At 68.7% G+C, this 18049-nt stretch carries 18 protein-coding genes and 1 pseudogene; 12 read left to right on the top strand and 7 right to left on the bottom strand.

The window, feature by feature from the left end:
• Positions 1 to 32 precede the first annotated feature (32 nt).
• From ACFT41_RS02125 to ACFT41_RS02115, 3 genes are read right to left on the bottom strand one after another with little or no spacing between them, the layout of a single operon-like run.
• Complete coding sequence (locus ACFT41_RS02125; RefSeq protein ID WP_377581462.1) at positions 33 to 227, bottom strand: ribbon-helix-helix protein, CopG family; 195 nt, start codon at positions 225 to 227, stop codon at positions 33 to 35.
• On the bottom strand, positions 224 to 514 hold the full coding sequence (locus tag ACFT41_RS02120) for a hypothetical protein (protein WP_377581459.1): 291 nt from the start codon (positions 512 to 514) through the stop codon (positions 224 to 226). Before ACFT41_RS02120 ends, ACFT41_RS02125 begins: the two co-directional genes overlap by 4 nt.
• Entirely contained in the window at positions 511 to 669 is a 159-nt protein-coding gene (locus ACFT41_RS02115) for a hypothetical protein (RefSeq protein WP_377581457.1), read from the bottom strand. Before ACFT41_RS02115 ends, ACFT41_RS02120 begins: the two co-directional genes overlap by 4 nt.
• 461 nt (positions 670 to 1130) lie before the next feature.
• Between ACFT41_RS02115 and ACFT41_RS02110 the strand changes: the two genes are divergently transcribed.
• Together ACFT41_RS02110 and ACFT41_RS02105 are read left to right on the top strand one after the other, a co-directional pair.
• On the top strand, positions 1131 to 1988 hold the full coding sequence (locus ACFT41_RS02110) for a helix-turn-helix domain-containing protein (protein WP_377581454.1): 858 nt from the start codon (positions 1131 to 1133) through the stop codon (positions 1986 to 1988).
• A gap of 4 nt (positions 1989 to 1992) precedes the next feature.
• A complete protein-coding gene (locus ACFT41_RS02105) occupies positions 1993 to 2220 on the top strand; it encodes a DUF397 domain-containing protein (RefSeq protein ID WP_377581450.1) in 228 nt (75 codons plus the stop codon).
• A 211-nt stretch (positions 2221 to 2431) separates the two neighbouring features.
• Here ACFT41_RS02105 and ACFT41_RS02100 read toward each other — a convergent pair whose 3' ends face one another.
• Positions 2432 to 2917: a methylated-DNA--[protein]-cysteine S-methyltransferase gene (locus tag ACFT41_RS02100; protein WP_377581447.1), complete on the bottom strand. Its 486-nt coding sequence runs from the start codon at positions 2915 to 2917 to the stop codon at positions 2432 to 2434.
• A gap of 99 nt (positions 2918 to 3016) precedes the next feature.
• Here ACFT41_RS02100 and ACFT41_RS02095 point away from each other — a divergent pair.
• Positions 3017 to 3457, top strand: a pseudogene (locus ACFT41_RS02095) (SigE family RNA polymerase sigma factor); the annotation flags it as partial.
• Between the two features lie 54 nt (positions 3458 to 3511).
• On the top strand, positions 3512 to 5074 hold the full coding sequence (locus ACFT41_RS02090) for a recombinase family protein (protein WP_377581444.1): 1563 nt from the start codon (positions 3512 to 3514) through the stop codon (positions 5072 to 5074).
• A gap of 963 nt (positions 5075 to 6037) precedes the next feature.
• Here ACFT41_RS02090 and ACFT41_RS02085 read toward each other — a convergent pair.
• A complete protein-coding gene (locus tag ACFT41_RS02085; protein WP_377581441.1) occupies positions 6038 to 6214 on the bottom strand; it encodes a hypothetical protein in 177 nt (58 codons plus the stop codon).
• Between the two features lie 113 nt (positions 6215 to 6327).
• Here ACFT41_RS02085 and ACFT41_RS02080 point away from each other — a divergent pair, with 113 nt between their 5' ends.
• The 5 genes from ACFT41_RS02080 to ACFT41_RS02060 all read left to right on the top strand — a co-directional run bounded on the left by ACFT41_RS02080 (position 6328) and on the right by ACFT41_RS02060 (position 12286).
• Entirely contained in the window at positions 6328 to 7269 is a 942-nt protein-coding gene (locus ACFT41_RS02080; RefSeq protein ID WP_377613715.1) for a hypothetical protein, read from the top strand.
• A gap of 268 nt (positions 7270 to 7537) precedes the next feature.
• A complete protein-coding gene (locus ACFT41_RS02075; RefSeq protein ID WP_377581435.1) occupies positions 7538 to 8251 on the top strand; it encodes a hypothetical protein in 714 nt (237 codons plus the stop codon).
• Between the two features lie 1039 nt (positions 8252 to 9290).
• Entirely contained in the window at positions 9291 to 10151 is an 861-nt protein-coding gene (locus ACFT41_RS02070; RefSeq protein WP_377581432.1) for a DUF2637 domain-containing protein, read from the top strand.
• Positions 10152 to 10595: 444 nt separating this feature from the next.
• On the top strand, positions 10596 to 11621 hold the full coding sequence (locus ACFT41_RS02065) for a replication-relaxation family protein (RefSeq protein ID WP_377581429.1): 1026 nt from the start codon (positions 10596 to 10598) through the stop codon (positions 11619 to 11621).
• A 521-nt stretch (positions 11622 to 12142) separates the two neighbouring features.
• The gene (locus ACFT41_RS02060) at positions 12143 to 12286 is read left to right on the top strand and encodes a hypothetical protein (protein ID WP_377581426.1); all 144 of its coding nucleotides are present in this window, start codon (positions 12143 to 12145) and stop codon (positions 12284 to 12286) included.
• Between the two features lie 175 nt (positions 12287 to 12461).
• On the opposite strand, the gene ACFT41_RS02055 is transcribed toward ACFT41_RS02060, so the two are convergent.
• Together ACFT41_RS02055 and ACFT41_RS02050 are read right to left on the bottom strand one after the other, a co-directional pair.
• Positions 12462 to 13094 (bottom strand): 2'-5' RNA ligase family protein, encoded by a 633-nt coding sequence (locus tag ACFT41_RS02055; protein ID WP_377581424.1) that lies wholly within the window; start codon positions 13092 to 13094, stop codon positions 12462 to 12464.
• Between the two features lie 14 nt (positions 13095 to 13108).
• Positions 13109 to 14578: a helix-turn-helix domain-containing protein gene (locus ACFT41_RS02050; protein ID WP_377581421.1), complete on the bottom strand. Its 1470-nt coding sequence runs from the start codon at positions 14576 to 14578 to the stop codon at positions 13109 to 13111.
• 364 nt (positions 14579 to 14942) lie between these two features.
• Here ACFT41_RS02050 and ACFT41_RS02045 point away from each other — a divergent pair, with 364 nt between their 5' ends.
• The 3 genes from ACFT41_RS02045 to ACFT41_RS02035 are packed head-to-tail and all read left to right on the top strand — an operon-like array spanning position 14943 to position 18049.
• On the top strand, positions 14943 to 16349 hold the full coding sequence (locus ACFT41_RS02045) for an APC family permease (protein ID WP_377581418.1): 1407 nt from the start codon (positions 14943 to 14945) through the stop codon (positions 16347 to 16349).
• Between the two features lie 5 nt (positions 16350 to 16354).
• On the top strand, positions 16355 to 17359 hold the full coding sequence (locus ACFT41_RS02040; RefSeq protein ID WP_377581416.1) for an acetamidase/formamidase family protein: 1005 nt from the start codon (positions 16355 to 16357) through the stop codon (positions 17357 to 17359).
• A 9-nt stretch (positions 17360 to 17368) separates the two neighbouring features.
• Entirely contained in the window at positions 17369 to 18049 is a 681-nt protein-coding gene (locus ACFT41_RS02035; protein ID WP_377581414.1) for a GPP34 family phosphoprotein, read from the top strand.

Here is an 18049-nt window from a genome sequence, read left to right as displayed (position 1 = left end):
GGTACGGCGACAGCCGCAGCGCGAGCCGCACCTCACCGGTCGCCCAGCATCTCGAAGAACTCGGCGTTTTCCGCAAAGGCCCGCCGGGCGGCCGTACGCGTCCACTCGTCGCGCTCGCAACGGTCGAGGTACGCCCGGATGGCCACCTCGACGGGCTCGTGCATCGACCGGCGCTCGGCCTCGGCCAGTTCACGCAGCCGCTGTTCGACCTCGGACCTGATCTTCATCGGTTCCCTCCTCCTCTGCTCGCCGACGCACTCGCACGACGTGCCCCCGGCACCCGCCCGAGGTCGCCTTGGATGCGGAGCCCGTCCGGCCGTACGAAGATCGTCCGGCGCTCGGTCGCGTTGCCCTTCGCGTCGAGCTGGTAGACGTCGAGCCAGCACCAGCCGTGGTAGGTGACCAGGTCGTCGCGCACCCGGATCACCCGCGCCACGATCGGCCGACTGACGAACTGGACGCTGGCCGCCTCGGTCACGTGGACCACGTCCCCGGCCCTGACCTCGGCGCTCACGACCCGAACCGTCGCCACGCCCTGATCCGCGCCCGTGCCACCTCGACGGCGGGACAGCCGCCCCCGACGCAGCACGCCCGGCAACGGCGGTGCCGGTGGTGCTCCAACACCAGCCAGGCGGCCCGCACCAGCACCGGCAGTTTGCGCCCGGTCACGACCCCGGCCCGTTTTCGTGCAGCCCCATTCGTGCGTACCCCTCGCCCGGAGGGGCGGACGCGCGGTCCGGCACCGCCGCGAGGGGGATTCGCGGCGGGGTCCGCGCGCCCGCCCGGCTCGACGCCGGGGATGCGCTGTCGGGTCAGCGCGTCCCCCGGCCCACAACCGAAGCGGTACGCACCTCGCACGCGCGCCGGTGCCCGCTCGTGGCGGGTACGACGTGGTAGACAGTCGGGGAGTCGTACCCCGGGACGCCATCCATCGCGATGTGTCTCCCGTTCGGCTCGTTCCCGGACCGGGGTGGGCATGCCGCCAAGCCGACCCGCCCCGGTCCGTCCTACCTCGACCGCCGATCACCTTCGGTAACCGCAGCCACACGCAGCATGCATGACATCGCGAGGCGATGCAAGCTTGCACGAGTGGAATGTGTTCGGCATGCTGTCCAAGATGGAAGGGAGCGATGGTGCCGAACGAACACGCGTTCACGCTTCGCGCTCAATGGCTTGGCCAGCAACTCCGCGAGATGCGGGAGAAGTCCCGGCTCACGCTGCGAGACGTGGGCGAATGCCTCAACCGCAACGCCAGCACGGTCAGCCGGATCGAGTCCGGCATGCTGCCGGCCCGGGTGCCCGAGGTGCTGACCTACCTCGACGTCTGCGGGATCGACGACCCGAAGCGGCGCGACGACCTCAAGACGATGGCGCAGGACGTGTGGCAGAAGGGCTGGTGGGACGGGCTCACCGCCAACGTTGCCGCGTCGTTGATCGACTGGATCTGGCTGGAGAGCCGCGCCTCCGCGATCGACTCCTTTCAGGACTCCGTGATCCCTGGCCTGCTGCAGACCAGGGAGTACGCCGAGGCCGTCATCCGAGCCGCCGACGAGCACCTACCCGCTGATCAACTCGAACGCTTCGTTGAGCTGCGCATGAACCGCCAGCAGCGCTTGAGTCATCCCGAGCCGATCCGGCTCTCCGCGATCATCGATGAGGGTGCGCTGCGGCGGACGGTCGGCGGGCCCGAGGTGATGCGCGCCCAACTCGCCCACCTCCGCTCGGTGGCTGGCTGGCCGAACGTCGAGATCATGATCCTGCCGCTCACCGCAGGTGCCCATGCCAGCCCGAATGGCGCCTTCGACGTCTTCCGGATGCGCCGCCCCTACCCGCCCGCTGGCTGCATCTCCACGGTCGTCGGGACGGTCGTGGTCGAAGGGGAGAAGGCCGATTCGCTGCACCAGCGCTACGATCGGTTGCGCCGGGCGGCGCTGCGCAACGGCGCCGTGCAGCGGATCCTCTTCGATCTCGAAGCGCGTCTGGAGTGAGCACATGGCGACCGTCGACGGTTCGACCAGCATCGGGCTGCCGGTGGCCTGGCACGTCAGCACCCGCAGCGGCAACGGCGACGGCAACTGTGTCGAGGCGGGGCCGGTGCTCGACGGCAGCGGCCGGTTCGCCGTCCGCGACAGCAAGGACCGCACCGGCCCGACGCTGCTCTTCCCCGCCGCCGACTGGGCCGCCTTCCTCACCGACCTCCGCGCCGGACGGCTCGCCTGAGCCCAGTCCCGCGACTCCGAGATCTTGGAAGTTTATGGCCCCTCTGGGGGCCGAAATCGTCCAAGATCTAGCGGAATCGCTCGCCTGCCCATGATCGTCTGTCGCTCACCGACGCGACACGCCGTTCATTCTCTCGGTGAACGTCAGACGATCATGGCCCCAGCCCTGGGCCACCCCTGCGCAGCATCTACAGCCGTCGGGACCAAGCGCGTCAGGACCAGGCTCGGCGCAGGGCTACGCCGGCCTCGAGTTCCAGCAGCTTCACCTTGCGCGGCAGGCCGCCGCCGAACCCGACCAGCTTCGCCCCCGCACCCACGATCCGGTGGCAGGGGACGATCACGGGGATCGGGTTACGGTTGCAGGCCACCCCGACCGCCCGCGCCGCCCCCGGGTCGCCGTCGCCGACCAACCGGGCCACCGCGCCGTAGGTCGACGTCTCCCCGTACGGGATGCGGGTCATCTCCCGCCACACCGCGCGCTCGAACTCGGAGCCCCGCCGCACCGCCACCGGCACGGTGAACTCGGTCAGCTCCCCGGCGAAGTACGCCCGCAGCTCGGCCACCGCCCGGCCGGACAACTCGTCGCCGGGGGCCTCGACGGCCGACTCCACCCGCCCGAAGTGCGTGCCGCACACGGCGTCGTCGTCGGTGGCCACGGAGAACTCGCCGATCGGAGAGTCGAGCACGGTCCAGCGCACACCCTCATTCTCCCCTGCCGGTGCGCGGCGGCCCGATCCGGCCGCCCGGTGAGGCAAACTTCCGGTCCCGGCCGGCGTCTTGACCATCGGAGGTGGACGGTGGCCGAGGTGACCGACGGGGAGTTCACCGCGTTCGTCAACGACCGCGGCGAGGCCCTGCTGCGCGTCGCGTACGCCCTGGCCGGCAGCCAGCACGGCGCGGAGGACCTGCTCCAGAACGCCCTCGCCAAGGCGTACACGCGCTGGCCGCAGATCCGGGGCGACGCCGAGCCGTACGTGCGCAGGATCCTCTACCACGATCAGGTCTCCGGCTGGCGTCGCCGGGCCCGGCGGCCCGAGGTGCCGCTCGACGCGCTGCCCGAGGTGCCGGCGGCGCGGGACAGCGGCCACGACGCCGACCTGCGGATGCTGCTGCGGGACGCGCTGCTGACGCTGCCGCCCCGGCAGCGCGCCGTGCTGACCCTGCGGTACCTGGAGGACCTGAGCGTCGAGCAGACGGCCGCGCTGCTGGGCTGCCGGACGGGGACTGTCAAGAATCGTTAGAAGCTATGGTCGATGTTGCCGACACGAACGTCGATCTAGGGGGACGGTCTGATGGTACGGCGTAAGGCCCGGTCGGGGAATTGGGGCCGGTTCGACAGCAAGGACGCGCTGCTGGCCGGTGGCGTAGAGGTGCGGGCGTTGCGGTATCAGCGCGCGAGTCAGGACAAGAAGGAGCAGGGCAAGAGCGTTCACGACCAGGGCGTGCTCAACCTGGCGGAGATCACGAAGCGGTCCTGGACCGACGCGGGGTCGTTCACCGACAACCACCGCTCGGCGAGCCGGCGCGCGACGAAGGAGCGGGAGCAGTTCGAGTTGTTGATCGAGCAGATCCGCGCGGGCAAGGGTGACGTGCTGGTGGTCTGGGAGATCTCCCGCAAGGAACGTGACCTCGCGGTGTTCGTGAAGATCCGGGACATGTGCCACGAGGTCGGGCTGTACTTCTGGCTGGTCGGCGGGGTGCTGTACGACTTGCGAGACAAGAACGACCGGATGATGCTCGGTTTCCAGGCGGTGCAGGCGGAGTGGATGGCCGACTCGATCCGCGACAACGTGCTGCGCGGGATCGTCGGTGCCGCAGAGGCGGGCCGCCCACACGGGCAAGTTACCTACGGGTATCGACGGATCTACGACCAGCGCACCAAGGCCCTGTTGCGCCAGGAACCCGACGCCGAGATCCGCACGGCGGTCGCCGCGGACGGCACGGTCAGCGAGTATTCGCATGCGCAGGTGGTGCGGGACAACTTCCGCAAGATCTCCGAAGGCATGCCGTTGACGGTGCGGGAGGCGGAGTTGAACCGGCTGGGGATCCCGGGCCCGAAGGGTGGGATCTGGCGGCGGGGCGTTATTCGGATGCAGGTGATGAACCCGGCCTACATCGGCAAACGGGTGCTGCGCGGGGAGATCGTCGGTGACGGGATCTGGCCGGCACTGGTGGCGGAGGAGACGTATTGGTCGGTGGTGCGCATGTTGGGCGATCCGTCCCGCACCACGACCCGCCCTGGGCGGGCGGTGCACCTGCTGTCCTACCTCGTGCGCTGCGGGGTGTGCGACGGACCGCTGTCGTCGCAGCGGGTCAACCGGCACGGCTGGACCGGTCAGGTGTACTCCTGCCTGCACAAGCGCTGCGCTGCGGTGAAGGCCGAGTTCCTCGACGAGTACGTGCAGCGCACGGTGGTGGCGTGGCTGTCGCGCCCCGACGTGTACGACATTCTCACCGCCGCCAGCGCTACCGACGAGGAAGTGGCGCACGCCCGCGCCGAGGCACAGCGGCTGCGTGGGGAGTTGGAGGAGTGGCGGAAGCTGGGTGAGGAGGGCGAGGTCACCGCGATCGCCTACGCCCGAGCCGAGAAGGGCCTGCTGGCGCAGATCGCCGAGTACGAGCAACGCGCCGCCGACGCCGGGATCCCCACCGTGCTGCGCGGACGGATCGGGGATCAGGCGGTGGCGGCGTGGCAGGAACTCGGCGACAACATCCCCGTCAAGCGGGAAATCATCCGCACCGTCGCCGACATCAAACTCCTACGCGCCGGGTTCAAGGGCGAACGCCGCACCTTCGGCCGCCACCGCCTCGACTGGACCTGGAAGTTCGGCCTGCAAGACCAGCAAGTGGCCTGAGCTGGGGTGTTGATCGGGGAAGCTACGAACGACTTGACCTTCAGGCAGAGGTGAGCGTCGATCATGTCTGCCGTCCCACCGCAATCGGCGGGCGGCCCGACCCCTCGACGGAAGGTTCTCGCCGTGCCCCGCGAACGACTCAGCGCCCTCGCCGCCCTGCCCGACGACGTGATCGATCCGCTGCTGTGGCGGCTCGCTCTCGATGTCGCGACAGCCCACCAGCCCGACGAGCGCGGCAACTGCCGCAACCTGCAGTGCCGCCGGCAACGCGGCGTGTGCGCCGCCGCCCGCACCGCCCGTCGTGCCATGACCCTCGCTCACCGCCCCGGCGCGACCGCCACTTCGCCCAGGTCGAGGCCGGCGTACGGCCGTGCCGCCGTCACCGCCCGCCGGCCGACCGCCTTCCGCGGTTGGTTCTCCACTTCTCCTTCTCAGCCAGAGGCAGGCCTGTCGTCGAGGCAGCCGTCTGCATCGTCGGTCGCCGTGCGTGCGGCATAAGTGGTCGAGGTGGGTCCGCTGGCCGGAGTGAGCCTTTCCGAGTAACCGCACGCGACTGTGCGTAGTGCCTGTTTTCAGGTGGTTCGACCGCGAGGACCCCCAACGAGATCCAGTCCGGCAACCGTCCACCCACGACACCCGCATCCGTGACCACCCACAGACCGTAACGGCCACAGCCTGACCGCCGGCCGCGACACGACCCGAGCCACAAAAGACCAGCACAACCCCATGATCAACCTACGTTAGGTGGCATTGGGTAGCAGGGTGACCATGACCAGCGCCGCGACGGTCAGGAGCCGTGACGGCAGACGTTCACGGATAACATTGCCGAGCCGATCGCGGTGCAGGACTATGGGTTGCGTTCCTGACACCTGCTGCGGCTACGCGGTTGAACCGTCTCACCCGTTCGGGCAAGCCCTACAGGTCCGGGCCATTCTCACTGCGGTCTTTGCTGGCCACTCCAGCTCACCGGAGCCAGCTCAGGACGAGGGCGACGAGACCTGCGACCGCCGTCAGGAGGGAGATCAGCTCGGTAAGCACCCGGCGGATCCGCCGGATCGTGTCGATGAAGTCGATGAGTCGCGCGTTCAATCTGCGCAGCCGCTGGCGCGGCGTGGATGGGTTGTCCTGCCCCTCGGTCATGACGAACAGCTTGTTGCATAGCTTTCGAGTAGCCTTAGCTGATGCAAACGGGAGAGCTTGAGCACTACGTTAGGAAGCGGCTGCGTCACAGTCTGTCGGGAACGATCTGGTCGATGCTTCTGCGCGACGGATACGTCGACGACGTTCTTGCTGGAGCTGAGGAACCCGACTGGCTGGTCGAGCAGGGGCGGATGATCCTCGATTCCCGAGCCCCTGTCGAGACGCCGGCCGAATCCGCCGACGAGCGCGGTCCCAGCGTTGGGCAGGAACGAGCGTGGGCGCTATCCCAACTCGTCGCCCATCATGCCGCCGTCGATCCCATAGTTGTGGCGTTCCGAACCAAGCACCTACCGGACGGGCTAATACCGAGGACGGAAGTCGAGAGGTGGATCCAAGGCCACGTCGAAAGCGAAGGTGAACGCGCCTCGGACATCACCTTCACCATCCCAGAGGGGATCACCCACGACTGGACCGGTCCGACCGTCACGTTCAACCCGCCGATAGCGGAGATCACGGGCAGCGTCAGCTTCTCGGGCCGCGTCATCGCGTATGCGCTCCCCGGCGATACAGCAGTTCGCCGCTGCTTCGTCAAGGCCGACGGCGTACTTGACCAGCTTTCAAAACTAGGAGAAACCCTGGCTGACGCCCTCGGCTGGCAGCCGGTTCAGGCGACCGTCTTCATTTTGACGGGCGTGACGCCAATGATCTCCATCGTCAGAGTTAGTTCACCAGCCTTCAAGGTGCGCCACAATGTCGATCTCGACTGGGCCCGCCGGATCAAACTGGACATCGACCCGGCCGCTACTCCGCAGGAGGTGCTCCACGCCTTCGAGCAAGCCCGCAGCGAGCACACTTCAGTCAAACGCCGAAGCATGACGCCGAAGCACCTTCGCCTTGCGGCATTCGCGTGTGCTCAACATTCTGACAAGCCTTGGGCTGAACGGCACCGACTCTGGAACGAACAGTTCCCCGAATGGTCATATCCGGAGCAGTCGAACTTCCGTCGCGACGCCACCCATGCCCGATACCGCCTGCTGTACCCCTCGCACAGGTAACGCCTGTGGACAGGTAGCTGCTATTCTTCTGTACGTGCGCCTCAGTGAGGAAAAGCGCGGGCGAGACAGGTGGTGGAGATTTCGTTTCGAAACGGCCCGACGCGCCTCTCCATCTGCAATCAGCGCCAACGAAGATGCACCAAGGTTGCCTCCGACGCGCTGTCTGCCGCCTTCGGAGCGTCGCTCTGCGTCACGGCAATCAGCTGGCCAAGAGCTGGGAAACCTGAGCGAGGTCGGGCTGAGAAGCGCCGGCTACCATTGGTCGCCCATGGCATCGACGAACGAGACGCCCGCTACGTTCCAGCCGTTACCTGGGCGTACGGTTGATCGCTCGGCGGTCTATCACGCCTCGCTACGGGCACTGCTCGACCTCGTCGGCGCCGAACCCCCGGACGTTGACGAGCCCGACGACCGTCTGTTCTGGCGTCATCGTGCCCGGCGGATGATCGGTGAGACCGTCGCACGCCGGGCCAAGCACCCGACCGGTGCTCGCGGTATGCCCGACGAATGGTTCGAACCGCTGATCCGAGCCGCAGTGTACGAGCCGGATCCGAGCTTTAACCGGCAACTGGTCGAACCCGCCATCGCCGCGTTCGGCCGCCGTCGCGTCCAGGTTGCGCTGCTTGACTATCTCGACACCGGTGCCCCCGCCGACGCGGCAGGCGCGGCACGCGCCTGGTACTGGGCCTCGGTAGGAGTCAGGTACCTACCGGGAACGACGACCATGGCCCCGGAAAGCGCCGCCGAATACGAGGCGGCCAGCGACCTGCGCGAGCGGTACCGCCTTACCGCACTACGCCGCTTCCTGGCCGACGACGACCTGGACCTGCGCCGATGCATACTGCCAGGCCTCACCCTGGACCCACAGATGTACCCCAGCCAACTGCGCGACCAAGTTGCTCAGGCCGTGCAGATCGCTCGCACCTCAAACGACGACTACCTCCGGCATCGAGTGGAGATCCAGGTCGTGCCCGAGCGATGACCGCGACCGGTCGACGCCATCCGGATCTGCCGCGATCCGGTGCGAGCGTGACTACTTCAGCAGTAACGCAGTGTAGTCAACAGGGCGGTCGGCCGTGCGACGTGGAGGTACCGATCTGACCGTGGAACTCGCTTACCAGGATCGGCATACTGGTAGTGCTCCGACGCCCGCTTCCTTCCCGGCTTGAGGTAACGAGGGACCGCTCACCACCCGCCATGCGGCCTCCCGGTCCAACAATCGAGATAGTCGTCTCACGATGTGGCTTATTCGGAAAGTTTCTTGCCTCTCGCTGGGTGGACGCACACGGACTTCCCGCGACCAGAATGGACTAGATAGCACTCCACCGGACTTAGGTCAAGACTCCGGGGTCATCCTTGCGGAATTGGGGGTTGACTCGACGGGTGTTCCCGGGGCGTACTGGATGCACGTTCCCGCACCTCCGGCCGGCGTGGTCGGCCCGGAGGAAGGCGGGCAGGCACTCCCAGAGCCGGGGTGCCTGCTCTTGTTCGCGCCGGCGATGACGGGACCGTGGAGAGAAGGAGGCCCCGCATGAAGGATCGCTCGTCGGCGCGTTGAGCCGCCGCATCCACCATGGCGCTCATCGAGCGCTGCCCGGTGGCCTGAGAGGCCCTCGTGGCTCGGCTTGCCGTCCGCCCCCGTGTCCGCCTGTTGACCGCACCTGGTTGTGCCGGTTGCGGCGACGCCTGCTGCCCTGGTTCCTGCCCCCGCGCGGGGAATTCGGCTTGCTCGTTGACTCGACCACAGTGACATCTATCGGCCCCCGCACCGTCAACCGGGGTTCCGTCCGGCCGGGCGTCACCCCGGCGAGGTCGCGCCTGCCCAGATCCTGATCGGAGCGGACGGACGCGGCCTGGACGGCATCCCCGAAGCACCGCACCTCGAACACCTATCCACTGGAGCACGAACGTGACCTTAATCCACATCCATCCCATCAAGCTGACTGCCGGCTCGGTCCGGTCCGGCGCGACGACGCCGGTCAGGACCGTGCACGTGCTGCCTGACTGCGGGAGGTGGGCCGTTGGCGATACCTGAAAAGCGATCCCACGACTTCCCCGCTGATCAGCGGTTGGGGCGGGAGCGGCTGGAGAACCGCATCCAGGTGCTGATCATGCTGTTGATCGGCGGCGCGGCCGGCGCGGCCTCCTTCACACATGTGCATGACGTCGCGGCGGCGCACGGTCAGCCGGGCTGGCTCGCTTGGGCCGACGCGGTCGTGCTGGAGTTGACCTCAATCGCCGCCGGTCTGGAGTTGCGCCGCAACCGGCGGCGGTGCAAGAGCATCGCCTTCCCGGCGACCGTCCTGACAGTGGCGGTGTTCCTGTCCCTCGCCGCTCAGGTGGTGGAGGCGGAAGCGTCGGTGATCGGGTGGGTCGCCGCCGCGCTGCCGGCGCTCGGCTTCCTGACGATGGTGAAGATCGCCCTCGGCCGCGCCGACCCCGCCCCACCACCGGACCGCACCGCCGGGCCCACGCGGACCGAGTCAGGGTCACCGCTGACCGTTGACGCCTCGGTCCCGGACACCAGAGCGCCGGTCCCCGGACCGCGGCTGCCGGCCCTCGCGGACGCGACGGCGGTCCGAGACTGCACCACCACGCTCCCCGCCACCGTAGACCAGGACCCGACGGTCCCGGACCGGCGGACCGGCGGTGCACCGGGCGGGGACAGCAGCCCGGAGATCACTGCGCTGGTCCCGGCCGCCCGGACCGCCGCCCGCACACTCACCGCCGAGGGGACACCGCTGTCCCGCAAGGCCCTCGCCCGACAACTACGCGCCGGCGGGCACCAGCTGTCCAACGCCACCGCCTCCGCGCTCGTGCGCGTCCTACGCGCCGAGACCACCCCGCCCGCACCGGATCTGTCACCGCGGGAGGCCGCATGACAACACCCCTACCTGCGGCTGCTGTCAGACCGAGCCGCCGCTGTCAGACCATCCTCCGCGCATGTCAGCAGGTCCGCGAGCTGACAGAACCGGACCAGACCTGTCCACGCGCTCCCGCCGCCGCAGCGGCTGGTGCGCGCACCACCCATCCGCCCGTACCTCTGACCATGGAGCAACAACACATGACCACCCCGAACAGCGGCCATCACGAGCGCCGCTACCAGTACGGCTCACACAGACTCTCCCAGCAGCACCGTCATCCCGGACCCGGTGTGGCCGGTCGGGTCGGTGTCAGTGCCGATCCCCGTTGCACCGTCCGTCTTGATCCTGACCCCCGAACCGACCCCCCACAGCCACTCACAGCCCAGGTCAGCCCCGCTGTCAGCGACTCGATACCACTCCAGACAGACCCTCCAGTCTCGGGTCTCCCCCCAAGGGCTGCCCATGCGTAAACCCATACCGGCCGCGGATCCGCTGCTGCGCCTGCAGGCCAGCATCACCGCCCGCGACGACCGGCTCCTCGGCTGGCTCTACGACCACGGCGTCCTCACCACCGACCAGATCGCCGCCGCCCTGTTCCCGTCCCTGGACTTCACCCAACGCCGCCTACGTCGCCTCACCGCCCTGCGGGCGGTCGACCGGTTCCGGCCCAACCGAGCGTACGGCGGGTCCTACCCCTACCACTACGTCCTGGACCAACTCGGCTACGACCACGTCCACGTCCAACGCGGACTCCCACGAGGCCGCCGGGACCAGGCCCGCCGCCGCAAACAATCGCTGACCTCCCGACCGGACCTGCCGCACCTACTCGGCGGCAACCAGGTCTTCATCGACCTCGCCGCCCACGCCCGCACCCACCCCCACACCGAGCTGGTCCGCTGGCAGCCCGCATCCGCCTACCACGAACCCGGCACCCTCTACCGCGAAGGCGGCGACCCGCAGATCATCATCGCGGGAGCGACCGGCTTCCCCCGCCCGGACGGCGCTGGGGTGTGGGCCGAGGGCGGACGGTCCGTACCGTTCTTCCTCGAGTACGACACCAGCGGTGAGAACCTGCAGGTCCTCATCGACAAGGTCATCAAGTACGAGCGGCTGTACACGATGAGCACCTGGGCATGGCCGGTGTTGTTCCATCTCCCGTCCGCCCGTCGCGAGGCGAACCTGCACCACCGGATCGCCGGCACCGGCCTGGCCACCGTCATCGCCACCACCACCGCCGAACTACGTACCGCACTCGCTGCCAGCCCTGCCCACCAGGTCTGGCAAATGCCCGGCCGCGCGGGCCGGCACCGCCTCATCGACCTGCCCTACACCGACACCCACCACGACGAGGATTACCCCAGCCACGACCAGCCCGCCCCAGATGAGCGGGTCGCTGATGAGGTCCGGCGGGACACACGGCGCGTACGGCGGCCTGAACGCCCCACACCGCTGGACTACCCGCACCCGCCAAACCTGCCGGGGCGGTAGCCGTTGTTTGCGTGCGGGCGCGCACCGAGGGCGATGCAAGCGGACCGCCCGCGTCGGACGGGAGCCGTCAGAGTCTGTCAGCAGCGCAGTTCGGCGACAGACCCGCGCCCGTCCGAGTACTCACACCGACGGCACGCTGCTCTGAGTCGCTGTGAGTTGCGAACCCCTTCACTTCCGCGGCCACCGGAGGTACCGTCCGCGGCCCCCACGCGCTGCTCGCCGCAGCAGAGGTCCACCCCGACCGGCGACCGCGTCGATCCGCCGCATGGCTCCGGCTGGGGTATCCGGCGATCGATCTTCAGAACTGCCTGCCAACCGAGAGAGGAGATGCCCATGGACCTACACCTCACCCCCACGCCACGAGCCGTCCTGGGAGGGACATGGCCACACGCCGTGACCAGCAATCACGCGCGAACACACCACACCTGTCGCCGCCGACCCCGCCCACGCGGACAACCGGCGGCGATGCCCCGACCGCACACCCCGAGGCGGACGCTCCGCTCCTGCCAGGGACGCTGTCGATGGCCCGCTACCTGACCGACCCCGAAACCGAAACCGAAATCCAAGCCCTCGCCGCCGAAGCCGGCCTCCCCACCATCGACCAAGCCACCACACTCGCCCGCCTGCTCCGCCTACACCAACCCGCACCGCCACGCGCCGCGTGACCTGCGCCCGCTCCGCCTCGGGGCGGGCGCAGCCTCCTTCACCCGAACGCCCACCGAGTGAGCAGCCATCGCAGGCGGCGACCCCCCCCCTGCCGCCCGCGACGAGGTGCGGAGCGAGGAAGCATGGGCTTGATGATCACCACCACGGAGTGACATGGCGGACATGAAACACGATTCAGGAGCCGAGTTCTACCGTGGCGTACGGTTCCCACACGTACATGCCCTCGTCCCGGTTGAGGACGATGAGCTGGCACGAGGTGATCAGCGCGTCCGCGGCGATCTTCGGTGCGGAGGAGAGGGCCTCGATGAGCGGTGCCGCGGGACCGTCGGTGTTGGTATAGGCCAGGCTGAGGTGAGGGTTGTAGGGCTCGGCGGCCTCGGGTACTCGGTCCTCCCCCCAGACATCGGCGATGGCGGTACGGATGGCGGCGCGTAGTTGCCGCACGGGCTCGATCGGGTCGACGGCGATCTGGATGGACTCGGGATCGACGTGGGGGGTGCCGATGGTGAGCTTGAAAGGTGACAGGCGCGAGCAGCGGTCATTGGCGGCGGCCACGATGGCGTCGACGTCGTCGGTGGCGACGTCTTGGACGAAGCCGATGCCCTGCATGGTGAGGTGAAGCCATCGGTTTGGAATGACGTCGAGGCTGGGTTGCGAGGACAGTAGCGATCGGTACTGGTCAGCGAGCTTCTCGACTTCGGGTTGCCCGTCGAAGGTGATGTGCCAGGTGTAGAAGCGGGAGCCGATGCCCCAACCTGGTCGCCAGTACCAGTGGTTACGGATATTGGTGGCGTGCGGGACTGCCATGGGTTCTCCAGGTCTCAGGGAAGTTGCCGGGCTGCGCCGGTGGCGCAGAACTCGGTGATGGCTGCTTGGACACTGCGGGCCTCGATGCTCGTGCGCAGCGACGGGTTGCCGGCGAGGCTGCGCCCGACGCCGCGGAGGCGGTGCACCAGCGGGTCGAGCCGCTGTTCGGGTGGCAGAGCGAGCACTGGTGACAGGACCGAAACCGCGCCATCAAGGCTGCCGGCTTTGAGATGCGCCGCCGCAGCCCAGATGCGGATCTGGGCGAGCGTGCCGTAGGCGACCGACGGGTCCGCGGCGGCTTCCGTAAGGGCGTGCTCGGCGTGCTGGATGGCGTTGGCGGCCTCGCCGATGCGGAGCAGCACCGAACCAGCGTAGTTGTGTTGGCGCACCGTGCCGCAGGCGAGAAGGCCACCCACCGGGTCACGGCTGGCGTGTTGGCGGGCCTCCTCGGCCCGTTGCAGTGCTGCCCGGGCCGGCTCGGCAGCGCCAATCTCCGCCCACGCGTCCGCTTCCTGGCAAGCCAGCATGACCGCCGCGCTCCCCTCGGCCGCGTGGCCGTAGCCACGCATGGCGGCGTTCGCCGCGTCCTCGAACCGTCGCTCCCACAGGTGAATCTTGCTGATCGTGGAGAGAACCCAGGCACGGAGGGTGTTGTCGCGGACAGTCTCGGCGCACATCCAGGCGGTGCGTGCCTGGGACTCGGCTGCGGCCGGGTGACCGAGGTCGCCAGCCATCCAGGCGAGGAGCGTGCAAAGGTAGCCCGCCCAGGTGTAGAGCTCCCGAGACTGATCAGGATCCTGACGCCCGGTCTGCAGAAGGCGAAATACGCGATCCGCCAGGAGCCCGGCCCGGGCGTAGACGACAACGGGCGGCTCGGTCAGGTAGTCGACCGCGATCCTGCGGGTGGAGGCAGCGACATCCTCAAGAGTCAAGGGCCCGACGTTGGAGCCTTGCGCCCATGCGCCGAAGCTCGCCGTGCGTTCTGCCACCGCTATCACCAGTTCCATCTCGTCCTGCAGAGCACTGAGGTCCCACCGCAGAGGCTCAGCCATCGCGCCAGGCGGTGCTGAAGATGCGGCCGATGGCGCAGCCATCAGGGCGGCGTTCCTGCCGCTCAGCGCCTCTCGGTCTGCTTCCTGCATGGCGGCCAGGTCATCGAGATCGACCAGACTGCTCGATTCGGTTCCGAGGACCTGCGCCAGCGCGTTCAAGGCGGCCAAGGTGGGCCGACGGCCGCCGAAGGGCCACCGCTCGTAGTCGCTGATCCGCGCCCCGGTGAACGTCGCCGACCCGTTCCCTCTGGCGTTCAGTCTCTCGGCCACCGCGTCCTGGGTCCAACCATGGGCCTGGCGGAAGGCATCTCGGGGGCGCAGCCCGAAGCGTCGCTGTAGCTCGGCGGCGATGGCTGTCGGTGTCGCTCCGAAACCGGCCAGTGTCTGGCGTACGTGATCGCGCTGCGCCTTGGTGCCCGTCGTCCTTGCCATCGCGGTCACCTCCTACGTTCGGCCTCCTGTCGCACGGTATCGCCCCTCTCACCGGAATCGATACGGGGCGCGGCGAGGCGACCGGCCCTGGGATGGGTAGCTCCTCGCTAATTGATCAAATCATGTGCAGGTCGTAGGCGTGCGCGGGTGGGGGAAAACCTCACCACGACTGGGGATCCATTCACGTGGATGCACTTGGCAAGCTTGCCTAGCCGGATCACCGTAGGTCCGGATGTAGCCACCACCGGTGATGAATGGAGTGGCTGCCACAACAACATCGACTGCGGATACCCGTCGCCGTCGGGTCGTTTACGACCACCCGGTAGGCGTCTCCCCGCGCTTCCCATCCTCGTGAGGATTACCGATGACAGCCTCGAACGACCTGGCCCGCTACGGCTATCCGCAGGAGTTGAGCCGCCAGTTGCGCTTTCGGGACCTACTGGCCTACGGGTTGGTGTACATGGTGCCGATCGCACCGATGGCGATCTTCGGCAGCGTCTACGCGGGCTCCGGCGGCATGGTGGCCCTCGCCTACGCCATCGGTGTCGTGGCGCTGGTGTTCACCGCCTTCTCGTACGCGCAGATGGTGAAGGCGTTTCCGATGTCGGGCAGCGTCTACAACTACGCGGGTCGTGGCATCAGCCCGCCGGTCGGCTTCCTCGCCGGCTGGGTGATCCTCCTCGATTACGTGCTCGTGCCCGGCCTGCTGTATCTGGTGGCGTCGGTGGCGATGCACTCCACCGTGCCGGCGGTGCCGGTGTGGCTGTGGCTGCTCGGGTTCGTCGCGGTCAACACCGTCGTCAACTCGGTCGGCATCCGCATGACGGCGTTGGTGACCCGGGTGATGCTCGTCGGTGAGCTGATCGTCCTGGCGGTCTTCCTCGCCGTCGCCGGATGGGCCCTCGCCTCGGGTAGGGGACGGTTCAGCTGGGACGCGTTCTACAACTCCGACACCTTTACCTGGTCCCTCGTGGCGGGGGCGGTGTCGATCGCGGTGCTGTCGTTCCTGGGCTTCGACGGCATCTCCATGCTGGCGGAGGAGACCCGTGACGGTGCCCGGCAGATCGGTCGGGCGATGGCGGCGGTGCTCGTCCTGGCGGGGGTGTTGTTCATCGCGCAGACGTGGCTGGCGGCGATGCTCGTGCCCAACCCGGACGCGCTGCGAGCCGAGGGCGATGTGAACGGCACCGCCTTCTACGACGCCGCCGCGGCGGCTGACGGAGGCTGGCTGGCGACGGTATGCGCAGTGGCGACGGCTATCGCGTGGGGTTTGCCGAACTCGATGGTCGCGCAGGTCGCCACCTCCCGGCTGCTGTACGCGATGGCCCGCGACCGGCAGCTCCCGGGCTTCTTGGCGAAGGTGTCGCTGCGCCGCAGCGTGCCGGTCAACGCCACCTTGCTCACCGGTGTCGTGTCCCTCGCTCTGGGCTTGTACATGGCGACGCGGGCGGATGGGATCACGCTGCTGTCGTCGCTGATCAACTTCGGGGCGATGGTCGCGTTCCTGGTCCTGCACGTCTCCGTGGTCGTGCACCACCTGATCCGCCGTCGCAGCGGCAACTGGTTCGCGCACCTGCTCATGCCCGCGGTCGGCTTCGCGATCCTCGCCTACGTGGTGGTCAACGCCAACATCGCCGCGCAGCGCCTCGGCCTGGCCTGGCTGGGCCTCGGCGTGCTCGTCCTGACCGGCCTGTACCTGACCGGCCGCCGGCCCGCGCTGACCGGCCTGGCCCCGGCCCAGGCCGTCGGACGTGACATGGAGCGGGTGTGATCGGGATGAGCCAGTTCACCTACCGGCCCGCCCGCGACGAGTTGGCCTACACCTTCGGCGGCCGTCTCCCGGTGGCCCACGTCCGCTCCGGCGATGTGTTCACCGTGCACACGCAGGACTGCTTCGGCGGTCTCGTGCGGGGGCCGGCGGACCTGCCGTCGCAGGTGTGCCAGATGCCGTACCTGAACCCGGTGTCGGGGCCGTTCTTCGTCGAGGACGCCGAACCAGGCGACACCCTCGCCGTGCACCTCGTGTCGATCGAACTGGCCCGGGACTGGGGCGTGTCGGCGACGTTCCCGTACTTCGGGGCACTCACGTCGACCTCGCACACCGCCACCCTGCAGCCACCCCTCGATGAGCGGGTGTGGGTGTACGACATCGACCGACACGCGGGCATCGCCCGCTACCGGGCCACCGCCAGCGAGCACACCGTCGAGCTACCGCTGGATCCCATGATCGGCACCATCGGCGTCGCCCCGGGTGGCATGGAGTCCCGGTCCACGATCGTCCCGGACTACTACGGCGGGAACCTCGACACCCCCGAACTGCGCGCCGGGACCACCCTGTACCTCGGGGTGAACGTGCACGGGGCGATGCTCGCTCTCGGCGACGGACACGCCCGCCAAGGCCACGGGGAGGCGTGCGGTGTCGGCGTGGAGATCGCCACCGTCACCACCCTGGCGGTCGAGGTCATCAAAGGCGCCGACACCGCATGGCCCCGGCTGGAAACCGACACGGCAATCATGTCGGTCGGCTGCGCCCGCCCCTTAGAGGACGCCTACCGCATCGCCCACCAGGACCTCACCGCATGGACCGTCGACCTGTGCGGCCTACAGACCCTGGACGCCTACCAGCTCATCTCCCAGGCCGGGCGGGCACCCATCGGCAACGTCTGCGACCCCAACTACACCGTCCTCGCCGCCATCGACAAGGCGCTGCTCCCGCACCCGCTGGCCGCCTACCGCGACGCGCACGCCAGGCTGCGGGACCTCGCCGCAGTCCAGGAATAGGGGCATCTGATGACCGCGTCGATACCCCAGCTGCCGCTGCGCGACGAGCTGTTCCTGCTCGGGCACAACGACGACACCGGCCAGCCGCACCTGCACCGCCAAGCCTTGGCCCTCGGCATGGCCGGCGGCGTACTGATCGACCTGTTCCTCGCCGGACGGATCACCCTCCAGTTCTACGACGACCACTCGGCCGCCGACCGGTGGCTACGCCTCAACTCCGACCACCCGGTCGGTGACCTGATCGCCGACACCGCCCTCGCCGCGATCCACCACTCCCGAACCAGCCCGACCGTGAAGGCGTTCCTGCGCAGCTTCGCCGACGACCTGTACGAGCGCACCCGCGCCGGACTCGTCGCCGCCGGCATCCTGCGCCACACCGCCCGCCGCCGCCTCGGCGGCCTGGTCCGCGCCGACGCCTACCTCGCCACCGACACCAAGTGGGCCGTCGTCGCCCGCGGCCGGCTGCGCTACCTCGCCACCGGCCGCGAAAAACCGGACAACCACACCGCCGCGCTCGCCGGACTCGTCGCCGTCCTCGGCCTCGCCGACCACCTTTACCTCGACGACGACACCCACACGCTCACCGCCCGCCTGAAGACCATCGCCGCCCAGCACCACCGCTCCATCCGGGAGATCACCGCCGCCGTCGACGCCGCGGTCGGTGACCTCGCCACCGCCACCTACCGATAG

This window comes from Micromonospora sp. NPDC057141, from assembly GCF_042670805.1.
GTDB lineage: Bacteria > Actinomycetota > Actinomycetes > Mycobacteriales > Micromonosporaceae > Micromonospora.
The sequence above is the reverse complement of the archived record's forward strand: the minus strand, read 5'-3'. Positions and strand labels throughout refer to the sequence as shown.